At 76.4% G+C, this 19,623-nt stretch carries 19 protein-coding genes; 7 read left to right on the forward strand and 12 right to left on the reverse strand.

Annotated features, from left to right (window positions below; genetic code table 11):
- Positions 1 to 389 precede the first annotated feature (389 nt).
- Positions 390 to 1,085 carry a carboxypeptidase regulatory-like domain-containing protein gene (locus IPL61_01330; protein MBK9029975.1) on the forward strand — a complete coding sequence of 232 codons (696 nt, stop codon included), beginning with the start codon at positions 390 to 392 and terminating at the stop codon, positions 1,083 to 1,085.
- A 58-nt stretch (positions 1,086 to 1,143) separates the two neighbouring features.
- Here IPL61_01330 and IPL61_01335 read toward each other — a convergent pair whose 3' ends face one another.
- Entirely contained in the window at positions 1,144 to 2,151 is a 1,008-nt protein-coding gene (locus tag IPL61_01335) for an NAD(P)H-quinone oxidoreductase (GenBank protein MBK9029976.1), read from the reverse strand.
- Entirely contained in the window at positions 2,151 to 2,690 is a 540-nt protein-coding gene (locus IPL61_01340; protein ID MBK9029977.1) for a hypothetical protein, read from the reverse strand. Before IPL61_01340 ends, IPL61_01335 begins: the two co-directional genes overlap by 1 nt.
- Positions 2,691 to 2,745: 55 nt before the next feature.
- On the opposite strand from IPL61_01340, the gene IPL61_01345 reads away from it, so the two are divergent.
- From IPL61_01345 to IPL61_01355, 3 genes are all read left to right on the forward strand, one after another.
- The gene (locus tag IPL61_01345) at positions 2,746 to 4,332 is read left to right on the forward strand and encodes a hypothetical protein (protein ID MBK9029978.1); all 1,587 of its coding nucleotides are present in this window, start codon (positions 2,746 to 2,748) and stop codon (positions 4,330 to 4,332) included.
- Between the two features lie 217 nt (positions 4,333 to 4,549).
- The gene (locus IPL61_01350; GenBank protein ID MBK9029979.1) at positions 4,550 to 5,113 is read left to right on the forward strand and encodes a hypothetical protein; all 564 of its coding nucleotides are present in this window, start codon (positions 4,550 to 4,552) and stop codon (positions 5,111 to 5,113) included.
- Positions 5,114 to 5,229: 116 nt separating this feature from the next.
- A complete protein-coding gene (locus IPL61_01355) occupies positions 5,230 to 5,694 on the forward strand; it encodes a FixH family protein (GenBank protein ID MBK9029980.1) in 465 nt (154 codons plus the stop codon).
- 7 nt (positions 5,695 to 5,701) lie between these two features.
- Here the strand turns inward: IPL61_01355 and IPL61_01360 are convergent, their stop codons facing one another.
- From IPL61_01360 to IPL61_01370, 3 genes are all read right to left on the reverse strand, one after another.
- Positions 5,702 to 7,060, reverse strand: coding sequence for a hypothetical protein (locus IPL61_01360; protein MBK9029981.1), 1,359 nt, complete (start codon positions 7,058 to 7,060; stop codon positions 5,702 to 5,704).
- Complete coding sequence (locus IPL61_01365; GenBank protein MBK9029982.1) at positions 7,057 to 7,473, reverse strand: hypothetical protein; 417 nt, start codon at positions 7,471 to 7,473, stop codon at positions 7,057 to 7,059. The genes IPL61_01360 and IPL61_01365 overlap by 4 nt, the downstream gene beginning before the upstream one ends.
- A gap of 61 nt (positions 7,474 to 7,534) precedes the next feature.
- A complete protein-coding gene (locus IPL61_01370) occupies positions 7,535 to 9,007 on the reverse strand; it encodes a succinylglutamate desuccinylase/aspartoacylase family protein (protein ID MBK9029983.1) in 1,473 nt (490 codons plus the stop codon).
- A 39-nt stretch (positions 9,008 to 9,046) separates the two neighbouring features.
- On the opposite strand from IPL61_01370, the gene IPL61_01375 reads away from it, so the two are divergent.
- Positions 9,047 to 9,946: an SUMF1/EgtB/PvdO family nonheme iron enzyme gene (locus tag IPL61_01375; protein MBK9029984.1), complete on the forward strand. Its 900-nt coding sequence runs from the start codon at positions 9,047 to 9,049 to the stop codon at positions 9,944 to 9,946.
- A 198-nt stretch (positions 9,947 to 10,144) separates the two neighbouring features.
- Here the strand turns inward: IPL61_01375 and IPL61_01380 are convergent, their stop codons facing one another.
- Positions 10,145 to 11,605 carry a hypothetical protein gene (locus IPL61_01380; GenBank protein ID MBK9029985.1) on the reverse strand — a complete coding sequence of 487 codons (1,461 nt, stop codon included), beginning with the start codon at positions 11,603 to 11,605 and terminating at the stop codon, positions 10,145 to 10,147.
- A gap of 21 nt (positions 11,606 to 11,626) precedes the next feature.
- On the opposite strand from IPL61_01380, the gene IPL61_01385 reads away from it, so the two are divergent.
- Entirely contained in the window at positions 11,627 to 12,268 is a 642-nt protein-coding gene (locus IPL61_01385) for a hypothetical protein (protein ID MBK9029986.1), read from the forward strand.
- On the opposite strand, the gene IPL61_01390 is transcribed toward IPL61_01385, so the two are convergent.
- Genes IPL61_01390 through IPL61_01405 form a run of 4 tightly spaced genes read right to left on the reverse strand, consistent with a single transcriptional unit; the run spans position 12,216 to position 16,880 of the window.
- Positions 12,216 to 13,217: a class I SAM-dependent methyltransferase gene (locus tag IPL61_01390; protein ID MBK9029987.1), complete on the reverse strand. Its 1,002-nt coding sequence runs from the start codon at positions 13,215 to 13,217 to the stop codon at positions 12,216 to 12,218. The genes IPL61_01385 and IPL61_01390 overlap by 53 nt on opposite strands.
- Positions 13,214 to 14,155 (reverse strand): DUF4139 domain-containing protein, encoded by a 942-nt coding sequence (locus IPL61_01395; protein MBK9029988.1) that lies wholly within the window; start codon positions 14,153 to 14,155, stop codon positions 13,214 to 13,216. Before IPL61_01395 ends, IPL61_01390 begins: the two co-directional genes overlap by 4 nt.
- Positions 14,047 to 14,799: a DUF4140 domain-containing protein gene (locus tag IPL61_01400; protein MBK9029989.1), complete on the reverse strand. Its 753-nt coding sequence runs from the start codon at positions 14,797 to 14,799 to the stop codon at positions 14,047 to 14,049. Before IPL61_01400 ends, IPL61_01395 begins: the two co-directional genes overlap by 109 nt.
- The gene (locus IPL61_01405; protein ID MBK9029990.1) at positions 14,796 to 16,880 is read right to left on the reverse strand and encodes a DUF4139 domain-containing protein; all 2,085 of its coding nucleotides are present in this window, start codon (positions 16,878 to 16,880) and stop codon (positions 14,796 to 14,798) included. Before IPL61_01405 ends, IPL61_01400 begins: the two co-directional genes overlap by 4 nt.
- A 117-nt stretch (positions 16,881 to 16,997) precedes the next feature.
- Between IPL61_01405 and IPL61_01410 the strand changes: the two genes are divergently transcribed.
- Positions 16,998 to 17,456 (forward strand): hypothetical protein, encoded by a 459-nt coding sequence (locus IPL61_01410; protein MBK9029991.1) that lies wholly within the window; start codon positions 16,998 to 17,000, stop codon positions 17,454 to 17,456.
- Positions 17,457 to 17,597: 141 nt separating this feature from the next.
- Here the strand turns inward: IPL61_01410 and IPL61_01415 are convergent, their stop codons facing one another.
- Positions 17,598 to 18,875 (reverse strand): hypothetical protein, encoded by a 1,278-nt coding sequence (locus IPL61_01415; GenBank protein ID MBK9029992.1) that lies wholly within the window; start codon positions 18,873 to 18,875, stop codon positions 17,598 to 17,600.
- A complete protein-coding gene (locus tag IPL61_01420) occupies positions 18,875 to 19,615 on the reverse strand; it encodes a hypothetical protein (protein ID MBK9029993.1) in 741 nt (246 codons plus the stop codon). The genes IPL61_01415 and IPL61_01420 overlap by 1 nt, the downstream gene beginning before the upstream one ends.
- Between the last annotated feature and the right edge of the window lie 8 nt (positions 19,616 to 19,623).

A 19,623-nucleotide genomic window follows, 5' to 3' on the forward strand; every position in this document is an offset into this window, starting at 1 on the left:
TGCTGCAGCCGCGGGCCGAGGCGCCAGACCACGTGGTTGCGATCGAGCTGGATCGCGACCCGGCCGGTGCCGGTCGCGATCACGTCGTCGTCGTGGACCCGATCGCCGACGGCGAGCGGCCGCGCCGCGCCGGCGCGGGTCGCGGTGACGGCCCCGTCGACCTCGACCACCGTGCCGGCCGGCGCGCCGGTGACCGCGACCGCGGCGGCGCCATCGCCCTTGCCGCCGCCGCAGGCGACGACCGACGACAGGGCCAGGGCCAGGGCCAGGGCCAGGGCGGTGACGGTGGCGGTGCGCATGACTAGGGATACTACGCGCGGAGGCCCCGCGCCGGTCTATGACCGATCGCGTTCGCCCTGTGCGCGTCGGAGGGTAGAGTCCCGCCACCGATGCGAACCTGGCTCGTCGCCCTCGTCGCCACCACCGCGGTCGCCTGCACTCACGGCGGCCGCGGCGCCGCGCCGGCCGAGGGCATGATCGCCGGGATCGTGCGCGACGCCCTGTCCGGCGTCGGCGTGGGCGACGCGGTGATCGTGCTGCGCCGCCCCGGCGAGATCGCCCCGCTCCAGGATCGCTCCAACGACGACGGCGCGTTCATGATCCCGGCGCTGCCGCCGGGGCAGTACCGCGTGGCCGCGTACCTGCACCAGCGCGCGATCGGCGAGCGCGACGTCGAGGTCCGCGCCGGTGAGCTGGTCGGGGTCGACTTCACCGTGCCGGCCGCCGACGTCGTCGGCCCCGATCTCAACGCGCCCGGCGCGCCGGACCTGTGGCGCTTCCACCCGCCCGGCGCGGATCCCGCCGTCGGCACGATCGAGGGCACCGTCGCGGAGGCCCTCAGCCACCAGCGCCTGCGCGGCGCGGTCGTGACGATCAGCTCGACCGGCGGCCTCGACACGGTCCCGGTCATCACCGACGAGCAGGGCCGCTACCGGGTCGCCGGTCTGGCGCCTGGCTCGTACGACGTCAGCGCCTACTACACGGTCGTCCGGCGCGGCCAGCTCGAGGTGCGGCGCAACAACGTCGACGTCGTCGGCGGCGAGACCGTGGTCGTGCCGCTGTGGCTCCAGGTCGACGATCAGTAGCGCGGCGGCGAGCTCAGCGCGCCGGGCCAGGCCGACGCTCGGCGACGTCGCGGCGAGCTCAGCGCGCGGCCGGGTCCCACGCCAGCACGACCTTGCCGACGGTCTCGTCGCGCTCGACCCGGGCGTGGGCCTCGGCGCACGCGGTCATCGGCAGCACCGCGTCGATCACTGGGACCAGCAGGCCGCGCTCGAACAGCGGCACCAGGTGCGCGGTCGCGCCCCGCGCGATCGCGATCTTCTCCTCGAGGGGCCGCGCGCGCAGGACCGTGCCGATCACGGTCGCGCGCTTGCCCAGCAACAGGCCCAGCGGCGCCGCGCCGGTGGCGCCGCCCATCAGGCCCAGGAGCACCAGCCGCCCGCGCGTCGCCAGCGCCCGGAGGTTCTCCTCGAAGTAGGCCGCGCCGACGCAGTCGAGGATGACCGCCGCGCCGGCGCCGCCGGTGCGGCCGGCGACCGCGGCCGCGAACCGCCCGGCCTCGGGCACGATCGCGTCGTCGGGCGCGAGCCCCAGCTCGACCAGCCGCGGCAGCTTCGCCGCGGTGCGCGACGTGCCCAGCGGCCGCGCGCCGATCGCCCGCGCCAGCTGCACCGCCGCGGTGCCGACGCCGCTCGCGACCGCGTGGATCAGCACGTCCTCGCCGGCCGCGAGCCGCGCCTGCCCGACCAGCGCGTCCCACGCGGTCAGGAACACCTCGGGGATCGCCGCGGCGGTGACCAGATCGAGCCCGGCCGGCACCGGCATGAGCTCGCGCTCATGGACGACGATCCGCCGGGCCATGCCGCCGCCGGCGGTGATCGCCATCACCGGTGCGCCCTCGGGCCACATCGTCGCGCCGGGGCCACGCGCGGCCACGCGCCCGGCGAACTCGAGGCCGGGCACGTCGGGCGGCGCGCCCGGCGGCGCCGGGTACAGGCCGCGGCGCTGCAGCAGATCGGCCCGGTTGACGCCGGCCGCGACCACCTCGACCACGACCTCGCCCCAGCCGGGCTCGCGGACCTCGGTCTCGCCGACCTCGATGACCTCGACGCCGCCGGCGCCGCGGAAGCGGATCGCGGGGACGCGCATCAGTTGAAGTAGAAGCGGAAGCCGACCGCCCCGTTGAGGTCCGCGCCGTAGCGATCGTCGTAGCCGACGAACAGATCGACGACCAGGGCCAGCTCGACGAAGATGTCGATCGGCGTGCGGTTGAGATCGAACGCGACGCCGATCGGCGCGCGCAGGCCGATCGCGGTGCCGTCGTGGTTGACGTCGTCGTTGAAGTCGAACAGCCGGAAGCCCACGCCCAGGTACAGCGGCATCTCGAAGTCGGCGTTCGACACCAGGCTGACCGGGTGCCACAGGTGATCGACGTGGATCTGCAGGCCGTCGCGCTGCCGGTAGTAGCGGAAGGCGCCGACGCCGAAGTCGAACGCCTTGTCGCTGGCGTAGTAGTACTTGCCGGACAGGCCGGTAGGCGCGCCGAGCATGATGCCGAGGCCGAAGCCCTTGTTGGCCTCGAAGTGCTTGGCCCGGCGCGGGCGCGGGCGCGCGGTCGCGGACTCGGCGGCGACGCCGAGCGCGAGCATCGTGGTCAGCGCGACTCCCAGGGGGCGAGCGATCATCATGGCGGCACTCTACACCGCGGGCGCGGCGCGCCGCCGGGCGTGGCATGATCGCGCGATGCGCGCGCGGCTCGCGGTGATCGCGGTGATCCCGACGGTGGCGTGCGGCGCGCCGGCGTCGAGCCCGCCGCCGCCGCTGCCGCCGGTCGCGCCGGTGCACGGCGCCGCGGCGCCCGCGCCGCCCGCCGCCGCCCCGTCCCCGCCCCCGCCGCTGGTGACCTGCGCCGCCGACGCCCGCGCGGTGCGCCTGCCCTGGCCCCAGCGCGGGCGCGCGTGCGTCGACGGTCGTGGCCGCCGCCAGGGGCCGTCGGTCGAGCTCTACCCCGACGGCGCGGTCGCCACCCGGCGCGAGTTCGTCGACGACGTCGCCGACGGTCGGTGGCAGGCGCTGGCGCCCGACGGCGCGCTCATCGCCGACGGCGCCTACCGCGCCGGGGCGCCCGACGGCACCTGGCAGCAGTGGGCCGACGGCCGCGCGCTCGGCGCCAGCGCGCTGGCCGACGGCACCGGCGCGCTCACGCGCTGGCGCGCCGACGGCACGGTGGCCGCGACCACGAGCTGGCGCGCCGGCGTCCGCGCCGGCGACGCGGTGATCTTCGAGCCCGACGGGACCGAGCTGGGCCGGGCCGGCTGGGTCGCGGGCGTCCGCGCCGGCGGCCGCGCGCTCGGCGCCCGGACCACGATCGAGCTGCGCGAGACCTGGCGCGACGGCCACCTCGTCGGCGCGCGCACCGTCTGGCGCCACGGCGGCCGCGCCCTGGTCGAGCGCTACGACGCGGCCGGCCGCCTCGACGGCGACTGGGCGGCGTACCGCGGCACCCGGGTCGCGCGCGAGGCCGGCCGCTACCGCGCCGGCGAGCGCACCGGCCCGTGGACCTGGACCGACGGCCGCGGCCGGCCCGAGCGCGCCGGCAGCTACGTCGGCGGCCGCAAGGACGGGCTGTGGACCGAGTGGCGCGACGGGGTGATCGCGTCGACCGCGCGCTACCGGCGCGGCCACCTCGACGGCGAGCTCGTGCGCTACGACGCCCGCGGCCGCGAGGTCGGCAAGGACGCGCTGCCCGGCGGCACCGGGGTCGCGCGCACGTTCCACCCCGACGGCGCCGTCGCCACCGAGACCACGCTCGTGCGCGGTCAGCCGCACGGGCCGTACCGCGCGCTCGCGCCGCGCGGCCAGGTGATCGAGTCGGGCCAGCACCGCGACGGGGCCCGCGTCGGCGCGTGGCAGCGCCGCGACCGCCATGGCGCGCTGACCGACGAGGACCACTTCCTCGCGGGCGCGCTCGACGGGGTCAGCCGCCGCTGGCGGGCCGGCGCGCTGGTGCGCGAGGCGACCTACGTCGCCGGCCGCCGCGCGGGCCCCTACCGCGAGGCCTTCGCCGACGGCACGCCGGCGCTGGCCGGCGCGTACGTCGACGACCGCAAGGACGGGGCCTGGACCACCTACCGCCGCGACGGCTCGGTGGCGCTGGTCGCCACGTTCCGCGCCGGGCTGCTCGACGGCCCCTGGCAGGAGCTCGCCCCGGACGGGACCGTGCGGGTGCGCGGGCAGCACCAGGGCGGTCACCGGGTCGGGGAGTGGACGACCCACACCAGCGCTGGCGAGGTCCGCGTCGACCACGGCGCGCCCGACCCTACGCCGTGAGCGCCGACGCCTGAAACCGGCGGTGGGACAACGTTATTCCCGCGTCGATTCGGTGCAACTCCGACGGGGCATCGAGCGTTCTACCCCACGTATGGCCCGCCACGCCCGCCTCACGCACCTCTCACCGCAGCCCGCCGATCCGAATGACGAGCCCGCTCGTAGCGTCTCCCGGGGACGCCCGGTGGCCATGTCGGGCCGCCCTCGCCGGAGCATGACCATGCGCGCATCGCTGTCCTTCCTCACGTCGACCACGATCACCGGCGACGACCGCGCCAGCGCGCCGGCGCCGCAGACCCTCGAGGTGCTCGGCTACGACCACGCCGGCCAGCGGGTGTTCGCGCGCGAGCGGATCGGCGATCGCGTGACCAGCCTGGTGGTCATCGCGACCCGGGGCGAGCACACTGGCACGCCGATGGCCCTGGCGCCCGACGCGCTGCCGCGCATGCGGGTCGAGCTGACGCCGCTGATCCCGGTCGCGTCGGCCGGCTTCGAGCTGACGACCCGGGTGATCCAGCGGCGCGGCCTGCGGATCTCCAGCGACGCGTCGCCGATCCGCAAGTTCGCGCTCGCGGTCGGCGTGCGCCAGCACGTCGGCGGCATCCCCGTCGGCGTCGGCCGCCAGGTGGTCACCGCGTACCTGCGCCCGCGCGCCACGCTGCGCCAGACCTGGGCCCTGCCCGGCGACGCCGGCGCCGTGGTGATCGTCACGTTCTGCGGCACGCCGATCGGCGTCGGCGCCGATCGCGACGCCGCGATCCTGGTCGCGCCGCCGATGCATTGAGCGACCTGAGCGGCCGGTGTGAGCGATCCGAGCGACGAGGCCGGCCCGACCGGCGCGGGCCTTGCGGTCGCGGTGCACCGGCGTAACCTGGAGCCATCGCCATGCGTAGGTTCGCCATGCTCCGCTGCCTCGGTGCCCTCCTGGCCGCGGCGCTGATCGCCGGCTGCGCCGACGACGCGCCGGCCGACGACACCACCTACAACTGCGAGGCCGACGATCGGGACGAGCCGTTCACGATCAACCTGGCCCGCACCGGGGCCGGCGGCACGCGCTTCACGATCGTCTCGGCCGAGCCGGCCCTGCCCATCCGCGGCGACAACACCTGGGTCATCGACGTCGACGTCGGCGGCGCGCCGGTGGCCGCGGCGGACGGCGAGCTCAAGCTCACGCCGTTCATGCCCGACCACCGCCACGGCACCGGGGTCAAGCCGATCTGGACCCCCGACCCGACGGTGCCCGGCCGGTTCTCGGTCGGCCCGATCAACCTGTGGATGCCCGGCGTCTGGGAGCTGACCTTCGAGGCGACGCCCACCGGCGGCACCCGCGATCCGGTCGTGTTCACGTTCTGCCTGACCGGCTGAGCCGGCGCTACTGCACGCAGTCGCTGCCGCCGAGGTTCCACTCGAGCACCGAGCTGCCGACCTCGTGGGTCGGGATCATCGGGCGGACGTCGACGGCGAGGTGGCCGCTGTCGAACAGCTCGCCGGCCAGCGCCATCGGGATCGGCCGGATCCGCACCCGCGCGGTCACCCGCGTGATCTGGGCGATCAGCCCGGGCACCGGGAACGACCGCTCGACCGCGTGGTAGAAGCGCGGGTCCGACGGGTCGGTGGTGACCGCCGGCGGCAACAGGCTGCCGGGGTGATCGATCGTCGCGATGCTCCAGAACTTCTCGGTCCGGTTGCCGGACGCGTCGCGGGCGTCGGTGTCGAGCCGCCACAGGTTGGGATCGCCGAGGTCCTCGGGGTCGAGCTGGGGCGTCGCGGCCGGCACCAGGCCGCTCGCGAACACGACCGCGCCGGCGGCGTCGTAGGCGACGATCTCGATCCAGGCCCGACGATCGGCGGTGGCCCCCGACGGGAACATGTGGCCGCCGCCGACGTTGTCGAGCCGGTAGTCGATGCGGCCGCCGTCGACCGGCAGGACGCACAGGCGCCCGACCAGGACCGCGCGCAGATCGCGATCGATCGCCGCCTGCTGCAGGGCCACGTCGGGCCACGGGGTCAGCGCCTTGTCGATGCCGGCGAAGGTGTGCTCGCGCCGCCCGAACTCGCGCAGCGGCGCGGTGAAGCCCGGGCCCTCGGCGATCACGTCGGTGGTGGCCACCATGTGGCAGGTCGCGCACGACAGCTGCTTGCGCGGATCCTCCGACGCGAAGATCGTCGTCTTCCACTCGGCGAACGTGCGCTCGAGGTGGACGCCGGCGGGCGAGACGATGTCGTGGCACGAGCCGCACAGGCTGGCCGAGGTGGCCTTGGTGGCGTCGAGCAGGTTCGAGTAGCCGGTGTGGTGGGCCGGGCTCGCGATCGCGTCGCGCAGGCCGGCGCGCATCGTCTGATCGTCGGCCAGGCGGATCGGCGCGTTGTGCTCGCCGGTGACCTCGACCGCGTTGTGACAGAAGTAGCAGGTGACGCCCTTGGCCCACTGCGGCACGTCGGGCAGGTTGGTGCCGTCGGTGGTCAGGCCCTGGGCCAGCGCCACCGGCGCGTGGCAGCGGACGCAGAAGTCGCCGAGCGCGCCGCCGGTCTCCTCCTGGCCCAGCTTGTTCATGGCCAGGAACACCGGATCGTCGGCGGCGTAGGCGTGCATGCTCGACGCCCACTCGCGGTGGTGCTTGGGGTGGCACGACGCGCATGTCGCCGGGTCCATCAGCTCGGCCACCGGCAGGACGTCGTCGCCGCCGCAGGCCACGACCAGCACGAGCACCGGGACGACGAACCGCATCATGGGGCCTCCAGCGTGGTGGTCGGCCCCGGCGCGCCGGCCGCGACCCACCGCGCCAGCGCGCAGGCCTCGGCGGTCGACAGCTGGCTGCCGCGCGGCATGCGCAGCGCCTCGGCCGTGGCGTAGATCCGCTCGACCAGCTCGCTGCAGCCGACGTCGCCGGGGATCACGTAGCTGGTCAGCGCGGCGTGGGCGGTCGCGGGGTCGTCGAGCACCAGGCCGCCCTTGGCGGCGGCGGTGGTGTGGCAGCCCGAGGCCGCGCACTTGGGCGTGACGGTGGTGCCGTAGACGTTGGCCCAGGTCGGCGCGTACAGCGGGGCGCAGGTGAGGTCGACGGTCACGCAGACCAGCTGCGGATCGTCGCCGCAGGCCGCGCCCGCGAGGGCGAGCGCGACGGCACAAGTACGGACCAGCATCGGCGTCGCAGTGTAGCCCGACCGGCGCCGCGGGGACGTCGCCGTGGCCGCCGTCACGCGCTCACCGCCGGCGCGGGCGCTTGGGCGGCGGCGTGCGCTTCACCGTCGGCGCGGCCTTGATCGCCCTGGTCGCCTTCGCGGTCTTGGTGGCCTTGGCCCGCGGCGTCGGGCTGCGCTTGGCGTGGCGATCGGGGGCCGGCGCGTCGGTGGTCGCGAGCAGCGCGCAGCTGCGCCGGCCGGTCGTGCCCTTGCACTGGGTCACGCACATGCCGTGCTCGCAGCCGCGCACCTGCCAGAGCGTGCCGTCGGCCAGCCAGCGCTGGAGCTCGCCCTCGCGCGAGCCCTCGACGAAGGTCCGCTCCTCGATGAGGCCGCCGCCGACGGCGTAGCGCTTCCACGCCCCCTCGGGCTTGCCCGCGGCGTACGCGCCGACGTCCTGGGGCTCGCCGGTGGCGTGGAACGACCGCCACGATCCGTGCTCGCGGCCGCGCTCGTAGGTGCCCTCGCGCAGGACCCCGCCGCCGGCGAAGCGGAAGGTCCACGCGCCGTGGCGCTGGCCGTCGCACACCGGCCCGGTGGCCTGGTAGCCGAGCGGGCCCGCGCCGACCGCGACGGTCGTGGTCGTGCAGCCAGCGACGGTCGGCGGCGGCGGCTCGGTCGGCCGGAGGCCGCGGGCGCCGAGCCAGTCGAGGAACAGGCGGTACGGGCGCTCCTGATCGATCAGGATCTGCTCGACGGTCTGGCTGCCGGGCTCGTTGACCGCGCCCAGCTCGACCAGGATCGCCGGCGCGCCCAGCGCGTCCTGGTACCAGTCCGAGGCCGTGCCCTCGTGCTTGTAGCTGATGACCTTGGCGACCTGGCCGCTGCAGAAGCCGACCGAGGTCGCCATCGCCGTGGTGATCGCGGCGATCGCCTTGCGGTCGGGCGGCGCCGCCGCGGGCGAGTACGCGAACGGCCACAGCATGCACTCCGCGGCCGAGTGGTAGTCGAGCACGGCGACGACCCTGCCGGTGCGGGCGTAGTCGCGCAGCGCCGCGACCAGCGGCCGCGACGCGTGATCGGGCTGGCCCGGGACCGGGAACTCGCGGTTGGCGTCGTACTGCGTGCCGTCGACGTCGACCGCCTTGCGCGACCCGTGGGCGAAGCCGTCGACGTTGATCGCGGGGATGAAGCGATAGGTCAACCCGCGCCAGCTCGGATCGTCGGGATCGACCGTCAGCTCGGCCAGGCGCAGCACCACCTCGGTCGAGATCCACTCGTTGCCGTGGATGCCGCCCTGGACCAGCAGGCTGGGCGTGGTCGCGACGAACGCGCCGGTGGGATCGACCTCGAGCGCGAGGACGTCGCCCGCGGCGACCGTGGCCACGGTCACGATCCGGGTGGTCGTCGGGTGCGCCGCCTGGAGCTGGCGCAGGCGGGCGTTGAGGCTGGCGACGTCGTGGAAGGGATCCCGGCTCGACGCGGGCTGCGCCGCCGCTGGCGCGGCGAGCGCGATCGCCCATGCGATCTGGCTGACGGCGAGGTAGAACCGCACAGTTCGAGCCTCGCACATTCCCACCGGAGGGCAAAAGATATGCACGGACTCTCGCTCACACTCCTCGGCGCCGCGGCGCTCGCGGCCGCGCTCGCGGCCCCGGCCCGGGCCGACCTGCCCGCGGCGTGCGCCCAGGCGCCCGCCGACATGAAGTGCGTCCCCGAGGGCGACTTCATCCGCGGCTCCGACGTGAGCGAGAAGGACCAGCGGCCGCAGGCGACGATCTGGGTGTCGACCTTCTACATGGACACCTACGAGGTCACCAACACCGACTACAAGAAGTGCATGAAGGCCGGCGCTTGCCGCCGCCACGCGCCGGCCTACAAGGTCGGGTTCTCGGGCCCCAACCAGCCGGTCGTGGGCGTGAAGTGGTTCGACGCGCGCGACTATTGCGCGTGGGCCGGCAAGCGGCTGCCGACCGAGGCCGAGTGGGAGAAGGCGGCGCGCGGCCCCGACGGCAACCTGTACTCCTGGGGCAACGAGAAGCCGACGTGCAAGCGCGCGATCATCATGGAGAACGGCAAGAAGGGCTGCGGCCTGGGCGGCCCGCCCAAGTGGGCCACCGCCGACGTCGGCACCCGCGACCCCGGCGCCTACGGTCTGTACGACATGGCCGGCAACTCCTGGGAGTGGGTGGCCGACTGGTACAGCAAGAGCTACGCCGCGTGCGGTGACGCCTGCACCGGCCGCGATCCCAAGGGCCCGTGCGACGGCGCCGACGAGTGCCCGGGATATCGCCACCGCAGCGTCCGGGGCGGCTCGTGGTGGTGGACCTGGGAGTACTCGGCCGGCAGCTGGCGCCGCGCCCACCTGCCCGGCAACAAGCCGTACCACCACTTCGGGTTCCGGTGCGCCGCGTCGGTGCCGACCGCGACGACGACCGCGGCCCCGACGACGCCGCCCGCGAAGCCCGTGCCGGCGCCCGCGCCCAGGCCGTGAGCTCGCGCGGTCACGGCGTGATCGATCGGCGCCAGCGCGGCGCCCGCCCCCACGCCGCGAGCTCGCGCGGTCACGGCGTGATCGATCGGCGCCCGCGCGGGGCCCGCGCCCAGGCCGCGAGCTCCCGCGATCACGACCACGTCGCAACCGCGTGATCGATCGGCGCCAGCGCGGGGCCCAGGCCGTGCGCTCGCGCGGTCACGGCCGCGCCGCGACCGCGTGATCGATCGGCGCCAGCGCGGCGCCCGCGTCGAGCACCTGGGCCCGCACCGCGCGGTAGCGGTCGACCAGCGCGGGCCGCGGGTGCCGCCAGTGATCGAGCCCCGGCGCCCGGCCGACGATCGCCAGCAGCGCGGCCTCGCCGTCGCGCGCCGCCAGGGCCAGCATCGCCGCGCCGCGCGGGCAGGCGTCCGCGTCGGCGTAGCGCGCCACCGGCGCGCCGGCGACGTCGGCGCGGATCTGGGCCCAGGTGTCGGCGCGGGCGCCGCCGCCGACCAGCGCGATCCCATCGGTGGCGACGCCGCACGCGGCCAGGCGATCGCGCACCACCGTCATCGCCACCGCGCACGCCTCGTAGATCGCGCGCGCCAGGTGACCGACGTCGTGGCCGGGCCCGAGCCCGACGAAGGCGGCCCGCGCCCGCGGATCCCAGCGCGGCACCATCGCCCCGCCGAGCGCCGGCACGAACGCCACGCCGTCGGCGCCCGGGGCGACGCCGGCGGCGGCCTCGTCGAGCGCCGCGACGTCGCGTCCGGTCAGCGACGCCAGCCACGTCATCGCGCCGCCGGCGGCCCAGCCGGGGTTCTCGACGAAGCCGCCGCCCAGCGCGTACGGGTGGGTCTCGATCAGGCGCGCGGGATCGCGGGTCGCGAGCGGGCCGCGCGCGCCGACGACCTCGGCGGTGCCGACCGCGCACAGGAGCGTGCGCTCGGCCAGCCCGACGCCGAGCGGCGTCGCGAAGTCGTCGCCGGTCCCGACCGCCACCGGCGTGCCGATCGCCAGGCCGGTCAGCGCCGCGCCGGCGGCGTGGAGCACGCCGGCCCGGGCCGCGGCCGGCGCCACCGTCGGCAGCCGCGCCAGGTCGAGCTCGAACACCGCGGCCAGCTCGGCCGACCACGCGCCGGCCGCGAGGTCGTAGAGCATCGTCGTCGACGCCTGACCGGGATCGATCACCCGCGCGCCGGTGACGCGCTCGACCAGGTACGACACCGGCGCGTGGAAGCACGCCGCGCGCGGCCCGCCGCCGTGACGATCCCAGTGGCGGGCCTTGGCCGCGAGGTGGCCAGGGTCGGCGACCTGGCCCGCGACCGCCAGCAGGCGATCGTCGTCGAGGGCCGGCAGCGCCGCCCGGCGATCGAGCCACGGCAGGCACGGCCCCAGCGGCGCCCCGTCGGCGGCGACCGCGACCAGGCCGTCGAGCTGACCGGTGACGCCGAGCGCGGTGATCGCCGACGCCGCGACGCCGCCGTCGCGCAACGCCGCCGCGATCGCCGCGCCGATCGCCGCCTCCCACGCCCGCGGATCCTGCTCGGCCCAGCCCGGCCGCGGGTAGGTCGTGACGATCGGCGCGCGACCGCCGCCGATCGCCGCCAGGGCGTCGTCGTAGACGATCGCCTTGGCGCTCTGGGTGCCGAGATCGAGCCCGACGACGTAGGCCACGGCCCATGCTACCAGTCCTCGGTGAACTTCTTCGGACACGCGGCGGTGGCGTCGTGGCACTCGGCCGAGCCCGGCGTCGCGCTCGGCGCGATGCTGCCGGACTTCGCGACCATGTGCGGCGCGCGCCTGGGCCCACAGGACGACGCCGCGATCGCCGCCGGCGTCGACCTGCACCACGCCACCGACGCCGCGTTCCATCGCGCGCCGGTGGTGGTGGGGCTGTTCCGCGAGGCCGAGGCCCGGCTGACCGCGCGCGGCGTGCGCCGCGGGCCGACCCGCGCGTGCGCCCACGTCGGCGTCGAGCTCTTGCTCGACGGCGTGCTCCTGCCCGAGCCGGCCTACCAGCGCGCGTTCCGGGCCGGGCTCGACCACGACGGCGCGGTGGCGTGGCACGACCCCGAGGGCGCGGATCGGTTCGTCGCGCTGCGCGCGCGCCTGCGCGACCACGCCCCGCCCACCGATCTCGGCAGCGGCGGCGGCGTGGCGCGACGCCTCATCCGCATCCTCGCCGGGCGGCCGCTGCTGGCGCCGACCGCCGCCGAGCACGGCCCGATCGCCCTGGCGCTCGACGAGCTGGTCGCGCGGGTGGCCGCGGCGGCGCCGACGGTGCTCACCCAGGTGCGCGCGGCGATGGCGCAGGCCCGGACGCCGGCGGCGCGCTGAACCGCCACGACCGGTGCGGGCGCGAGTAGCCGAAGTCCGGCGGCACGGTCGTGCGCGTGGTCTCGCGCGCCTCCCAGCCCGGCAGCGCGCGGTCCTCGAGCCGGAACGAGCGGTGGTTGGTCGAGAACCACAGCTCGGCGCCCGGCGCCGCGACCCGCGCCACCGACGCCAGGAGCCCGACGTGATCCCGCAGCACGTCGAACGTGCCGTGCATCTTCTTCGAGTTCGAGAACGTCGGTGGATCGCACACGATCAGGTCGAACCTGGGCCCGCGGTACGCGGCCAGCCACGCCGCCACGTCGGCGCGCTCGAGCGCGTGGTGCTGCAGGTCGACCCGGTTGCGCGCCAGGTTGTCGGCGGCCCAGTCGAGGTAGGTGTTCGACAGATCGACCGACACCGTCGCGGCGGCGCCGCCGGTGGCCGCGTAGACCGTGAACGCGCCGGTGTAGCAGAACAGGTTGAGCACCCGGCGCCCGGCCGCGGCGGCGCCGACCTGGCCGCGGCTGGCGCGGTGGTCGAGGAACAGGCCGGTGTCGAGGTAGTCGCTCAGGTTGACGTGGAACCGGCGCCCGCCCTCCCCGACCTCGCGCCACACGCCGGCGTCGGCCTGGCGCTGGTACTGCACGCCGGTCTCGCGCCGATCGGTCATGCGCCGGCGCGCGCGGGCGTGGACCTCGGCCGCGGGCGCGGCCGCGGCGATCGCCGCCAGCACCGCGTCGAACCAGGCCGGGTCGAGCACCTCGTCGGCGCCGGCCCGGCGACAGTCGGCCACGACCAGCGCGCCCTCGTACTCGTCGATCGTCACCGGCACGTCGGGGATGTCGCGGTCGTACCAGCGCCAGCAGCTCACGCCGTCGCGCTTGGCCCACTTGCTCAGGTGGCGCCGGTTCTTGGCCAGGCGGTCGCCGAGCATCTGGGCGGCGCGGGCGCCGTCGGCGAGCGCGGTCACAGCCCCTGCACCGAGCCGTGCACCTTGACCACGTACTCGTGGGCGATCGCGCGGCGCTGGCGCCCGGGCAGCTCGACCGTCCAGCTCACCATGCCGTGATCGCCGACCGTGCGCGCGGTGATCCGGGGCGTGCGATCGCGGATCGCGCCGTCGTCGTCCTCGAGCTGCCACGCGTCGGCGGCCTTGAGCACGACCTCGACCTTGTCGGGCAGCTCCGACACCGGGACGCGCTCGGTGACGGTGATCGTGCGCGCGGCCGCGCCCAGGTTCGACAGCCGGATCGCGACCCGGTGGCGGATCTGATCCCAGCTGCCGAGCAGCCCGGCCTCGTCGCGCTTCTCGCGGTGGGTGCGGTGCACGCGCAGCGCGGGATCGGCGCCCCAGCCCAGCTCGAACCGCTCGCCCGGCGCCACGTACAGGATCGTCGTGCGCCCGGTGTAGCCGCCGTCGCGGATCAGATCGACCGGCCCGGCCAGCAGCGGCGCCGCGCCGGCGTGGACCGCGCGGGTCCGCACGATCACCGCGGGCGCCAGCTCCGGGAACGCGACGTGCGCGGCCTCGACCGGGCTCGACCACGCGCCCAGCCGGATGCGGTGCGGGCGGCCGTCGGCGACGATCGTCGCCGGCGCGGGCGCCGCGAGCGCCTGGACCCGCCCGCCGTCGTCGACGCCCGGGACCTGATCGAGCGCGCGGGCCGCGCCCAGGCCGGTGGTCGCGATCGTCTCCTCGCGGACCGCCGCCACCAGCGCGCCCTTGGCCTGGACCCGCAGCAGATCGTCGACCGGCATCGGCGGGGTCGCGCCCAGCGACGGCCGCGCCGTCGAGCACGTCAGCGCGACGTCGCGCCAGTCCTCACCGGTGGCTTGCCACACGCACGCGTCGGTGGCGAGCTCGAGCGTGTCGCCGCGCCACGTGGCGACGTGGTAGGGCGCCAGCACGCGCCCGGCACGACGTACGCGAGCTCGAGCGTCGCGGCGCCGGCGGTCGCCGCCACGACGTCGATCTCGATCGTCGCGGTGTGGCGGATCGCGCCGCGCTCGAGCTCGGCCAGCTGGTGATCGAGCCGCGCCACCAGCGCCGCCGCCTCGGCCGCGGCGTGGCGGGCCTCGGCCGCGGCCCGATGGCGGGCGCGGGCCTCGGTCGTCAGCGCCGCGAGCCGGGCGTCGGCGTCGTCGGCGCGCGCGCCCCAGGCCGCCGCCGCGGCCAGCTCGAGGTGCGCCCGGGCGCTGACCGCGTCGATCGCGCCCGCGGCGTCGCGCTCGCCCTCGGCCCGGGCGGTGTGCGCGGCGCGGTCGTGCTCGGCGCGCGCGCGCGCGGCCCGCTGCGCGGTGATCGTCGCGGCCAGCGCGCGGCCGTCGTCGCCGCCCTCGCGCCACGGCGCCACCTGCCGGCGGACGCGCACGTCGACGATCTCGAGCCCGGGCCCGCGCGCGACCACGGTCTTGTCGGCCACGACCGGCGCGACGCCGGCGACGACCAGGCGGCTGGCGCCGGCCGGCAGCTCGACCGCGCCGCGCCGCTCGACCCGCGCGCGATCCTCGAGCACCAGCACCGACGTGATCGGCAGCTCGAGCGCGGTCATGCGTCCCTCCGGTTGCCGCCGACCAGCTCGTGCTTGCCGGCGATCTTGATCGCGTACGCCAGGCGCAGCGCCCGCCGCTCGCCCGAGGCCAGGCGCACGCGCCAGCGGTGGCCGCCGCGCAGCGGCGCGTGGCCCGGCGCCGGCTCGGGCCGCCACGGCTCCCAGATCGGCACGACCTCGTCGATCGCGACCTCGACGTCGTCGACGTCGGGCGCGGGGATCGGGACGCGCTCGCGCACCTCGAGCTCGATCGGCGCGCGCCCCAGGTGATCGACGTCGATCGTCACGTCGTGCAGGAGCCGCAGCGAGCCGCGCAGCACGCCCGCGGCCTCCTCGCGGTAGCGCACGTTGCGCGCGACCTTGACCTCGGCGTCGACGCCGAGCCCGATCGTGATGACGCCGCCCGGGGGCGTCTCCGCCAGGGCCGCGGTCAGGACCAGCTCGTCGCCCTCGTAGACGTCGACCGGCCCGGTCAGCAGCGGCGCCGGCAGCGGGTTGGTCACGGTCGCGACCCGGTAGACCTCGGGCGCGACCGCCGGGGTCACGACGTGCACGACCGCCGCCGGCGCGGCGTGGGCCGCGACCGCGATCGCGTGCCAGGCGCCGTCACCGCCGACGTCGACCCGCCCGCTGGTCGCGAACGCGTAGTCGTACTGGCCGGAGCTCGGCTCGCGGCAGCCCGGCGGGACCGCGCGATCGATCAGGCCACGCACCCGCTCGAGCACCCGATCGCCGGCGGCGACGGCCGCGGCCGCGGACACCTTCCACCGTCGCTCGTCGGCGACGCGCCGCAGCCGCCCGCGGTCGGCGGCCCCGGGCCCGGGCATGTACAGCGCGCCGAACTCGAGCAGATCGTCGCGCGCGGAGATCTCGCTGGCCTCCGCAGCGGCGGCCACGGGCTTGGCCGCCGGCGCCATCGCGCGGCGCTTGCGCTGGTCCTGGGCGCCGCCGCCGCCACGACCGATCATGCCACCCAGCGCCGACTTCTTGGCCAGCGGCGCCATCATCGCCGCGGGCGCCGCCGCGCCCGCCGAGGGCGGCGCGCTCACCTTGGGCGGCGCGGACGGGGCCACGTTCACGCGGTCGAGATCCATGGCGACCTCGTCGGTCGACTCCTCGAGAAACCCGCCCTCGTCGTCGGCGAACCCGTCGACCGGCGGCGGCGGCGGGGCCGGCGGAGCCGGCGGCGCGCGGTCGCTGAACCCGCGATCCCAGTCTCGGTACAGGTCCTCGACGCCGACCGGCGGCGCCCGCCAGCCCGCGCGGGCCGGGGTCGGCTGGGCGCGCCCGATCCGGATCGCCGGCAGCTCGGGCAGCTCGACCTGCCGCCCGGCGGTCGCGGTCGACAGCTCGAGCGCGACGTCGGCCCAGTCCTCGCCCGTGGCCTGGGCCACGACCGCGCGCAGCTCGAGCCGGACCTCGCCGTCGATCAGCCGCGCGACGTAGGTCGGCGCCCAGCGCGCGCCCGGCACGCGGTACGTGCACGCGATCGCACAGACGCCGCCGGCGCCGACGGGCACGACGCTCGCGACCACCGCCTTGGTGAGCGCGCCCGCGACCCGCTCGGCCGACGACCGCCTCGCCCGACGCTCCTCAGCCGCGGTCACGGCCTGCTGGGCCGCGTCGACCTGGCGCTCGAGCTCGGCGTGCTCGGCCCGCAGCGCGGCGGCCCGCGCGGCCGCCACCTGCGCGACCGCTCGCCGCGCCGCCACCACCTCGCCCCAGTCCGGCCGGGTCTCGCGCCCCCCGGCCGGCGCGACCGGCGCCAGCCCGGCCAGCGCGGCCAGGCTGGCCTTGATCGCGGTCCGCTCGCCGACCAGCGCCGCCAGGGTCGCGGCCGCGGCGCGCAGCTCGTCGTCCGCCGCCGTGCCGTCCTCGGCCGCGACCACGTCGACGGCGATCCTCACCGTGGCGGCCAAGGCGGGGCCCGCGACCGCGATCTGGACGCTGTCGTCGTCGAGCCCCCACGGCAGCCCAGCCAGCACCACCTCCCCTGGGGCGGCGACCTCGACCTCGGCCACCCGGGTGACCACCGCCCCGCCGGGGTGGACCACGACGCGATCGATACGGGTGGCGATCATCGCGGCCAGGCTCGCCCGGGGTGTGACGTCGGTCAAGCCCCTGATGGTTGCCGGCGGCGGGCACCTGTATTAGTGTCCGGGTCGACGGCCGTCACCGTCAGGGAAGGAACACGAGAGATGCTTCGCACGACTGTCCTTGGACTCCTTTGCGCGGCGCTGGTCGCCGCATGCGGCCACGCGGAGTACGTCACCCAGACCCAGACCGGCGGCATCATCCGCCTCGTCGGGGATCAGGGCAAGGCGTTCGACGATGCCCAGAAGAAGATGGCGGCCCACTGCGGGCCCAACAACTACACGATCACCCAGCGCGGCGAGGAGGTGATCGGCAAGGACACCTTCTCGAACCAGAACACGCAGTACGGCGAGGACACCGTCGCCGGGTCCGCGTCGAGCTACGACAGCAACAACTCGAACACCGTGGGCGCGTCCAGCACCCGCGGCGGCGCCAACTCCCAGGGCGTCGTGTCCGAGCGCCAGGCGGTCGAGCAGCGCGTCCGCTACATGTGCGGCCAGGTCGCGCCGACCGGCCCGGCGATCAACCCGACGGCGCCGCCGCCGGGCCAGCCGCCGATGTGAGCTGATCGTTCCTGACTGATCGTTCCTGACTGATCGTCCCAGCGTTGGAGCCGTTCGGGCTCCGCGATGCGCCGGCCGCCGCTGACACGGCGGCCGCGTCGTTTTCGGCGAGGCGAAGCGACGAGGCGATCGCGGCCGCGCTCACCAGCACGACAGCAGCACCGGCGCCACCCCGACCACCGCGTCGGACGTGGCGATCCGGCCGTCGCCCAGCTGGCCCTTGCGATCGTCGCCCCAGCACCACGCGCAGCCGTCGGCGGTGAGCGCGCAGGCGTGGGTCTCGCCGGCGGTGAGCGCGATCGCCGGCAGCGGCAGCGGCACCGGCGCCGCCGGCGCCGTGGTGTCGACCATGCCGACGCCGAGCTGCCCGCGATCGCCGGCGCCCCAGCAGCGCACCGCGCCGGCGCCGTCCCGCGCGCACGTCGACCAGTCGAGCGCCACCACCTCGACCGCGTCGACGAGCCCGACGACCTCGACCGGCGCCGGCCGGCGGGTGGTCGTGCCGTCACCGAGCTGACCACGGCTGTTGGCGCCGGCGCAGACCACGCGGCCGCCGTCGACGATCGCGCAGGTGTGCTCGCCGCCGGGCGCGACGGCGATCGCGCCCGCGAAGCCCGCGACCTCGACCGGGCGCTGGTGGCCGTCGAGATCGCCGACGCCGAGCTGGCCGTTGGTGTTCTTGCCCCAGCACCAGGCGCGGCCGGCCGAGGTGGTGCACGTGACCTGGCCGCCGGCGGCCAGCGACTCGGCGGGCGGGATGCCGTCGACCACCCGCGGGCGCTTGATCGTCGGCGCGCCCGGCGCCCCGGTCTCGCGATCGGCGTTGCCGCCCCAGCACCAGACGGTGCCGGCGACGTCGCGCGCGCACGCGTGGTGCTCGCCGAGATCGACCTCGACCATCGCGGTCAGGTCGGCGAGCGACCTCGGGTGTGGCCGATCGGCGGCCTCGCCGTCGCCGAGCTCGCCCGAGTCGCCCTGGCCCCAGCACGTCACCGCGCCGTCGGCGATCGCGCAGGTCGTGTACTCGCCGCCGTCGAGATCGGTCACGCCGGCGAGCTCGGCCACGACCTTCGGCATGGCGGTGCGGGCGACGTCGTCGCGGGCCAGCGCGCCGCGCGGGTTGTCGCCCCAGCACCACACGCGCCCGTCGTCGGCGCGCGCGCACGCGTGATCGCTGCCCGCGGCCAGCGCGGCGATCGGCCCCGAGCGGTCGCCGACACAGGTGCCCGCGACCGCGGGCTCGCCGTCGTCGCCGTAGCGCCACGCGCCGTGGCACGACCGATCGGCGAAGCTGCACGCGCCGTCGGCCTCGCAGCGGCCGGCGCCGCACTGGTCGTCGGTCGCGCACACGAACGGCTCGGTCTTGACGCAAGCGCCGAGCGCCAGCAGCGCCAGCACCACCGAGGCCGGCGCGCGCATCAGAACGTCCCCCGGACCGCGAGGCCGTAGCCGTGGCGCGCGACCGTGAGGCTGACCGGCGGCGCCGCCCGCTCGTCGCCGCGGACCAGGCGCCACGCCACCACGCCGCCCGCCACCGCCGCCGCCGACAGCGCGACCGCGCCGCCGAGCTCGAGGCTGCGCGCGCGCGCGGCCAGGGCGTGGTGGACATCGTACGACGTCGCCGCGTCGGCCTCGGCGGCGCGATCGTGGGCCATCCACACCAGCGCGACGCCGGTGCCCGCGAGCGCGATCCCAGCGCCCCCGGCGATCCACGCGATGCGATCGCGCCGCGGCGCCGGCAACGCGGCGACGTCGATCGGTCGGGGTGGTGGCGGCGGCGCGACCGCGACCGGGGCTGGCGGCGGCGGTGGCGCCGGCTCGCAGCGCGACTGCTGGGTCCGCGCGGCCTCGGCCTGGCTGGCGCTCGGCTTGGTGGCCAGGAACTCATCGAAGTACTGCGCGGCGCGCGCGCAGTCGCCGCGGCGACGGTGCGCCTGGCCCAGCGCGAACAAGAACTCGGGGCGCGGATCGAGCCGGTTGCCCTGGGTGAACGCCTCGATCGCACCGACCAGGTTGCCGTGCTCGTAGCGCTCGAGCCCCAGCCGCAGCCAGTTGTTGGCAGCCGCGTCGGGGTCCGTCGGCTGGGCGAGCGCCACCGACGCGAGCTGCGCGGTCAGCACGACGACGGACGCACGGGCGAAGCAGTGGCGGATGGGCAAGGGGTCTC

This window comes from Myxococcales bacterium, from assembly GCA_016717005.1.
Classification (GTDB): Bacteria; Myxococcota_A; Polyangia; order Haliangiales; family Haliangiaceae; genus UBA2376.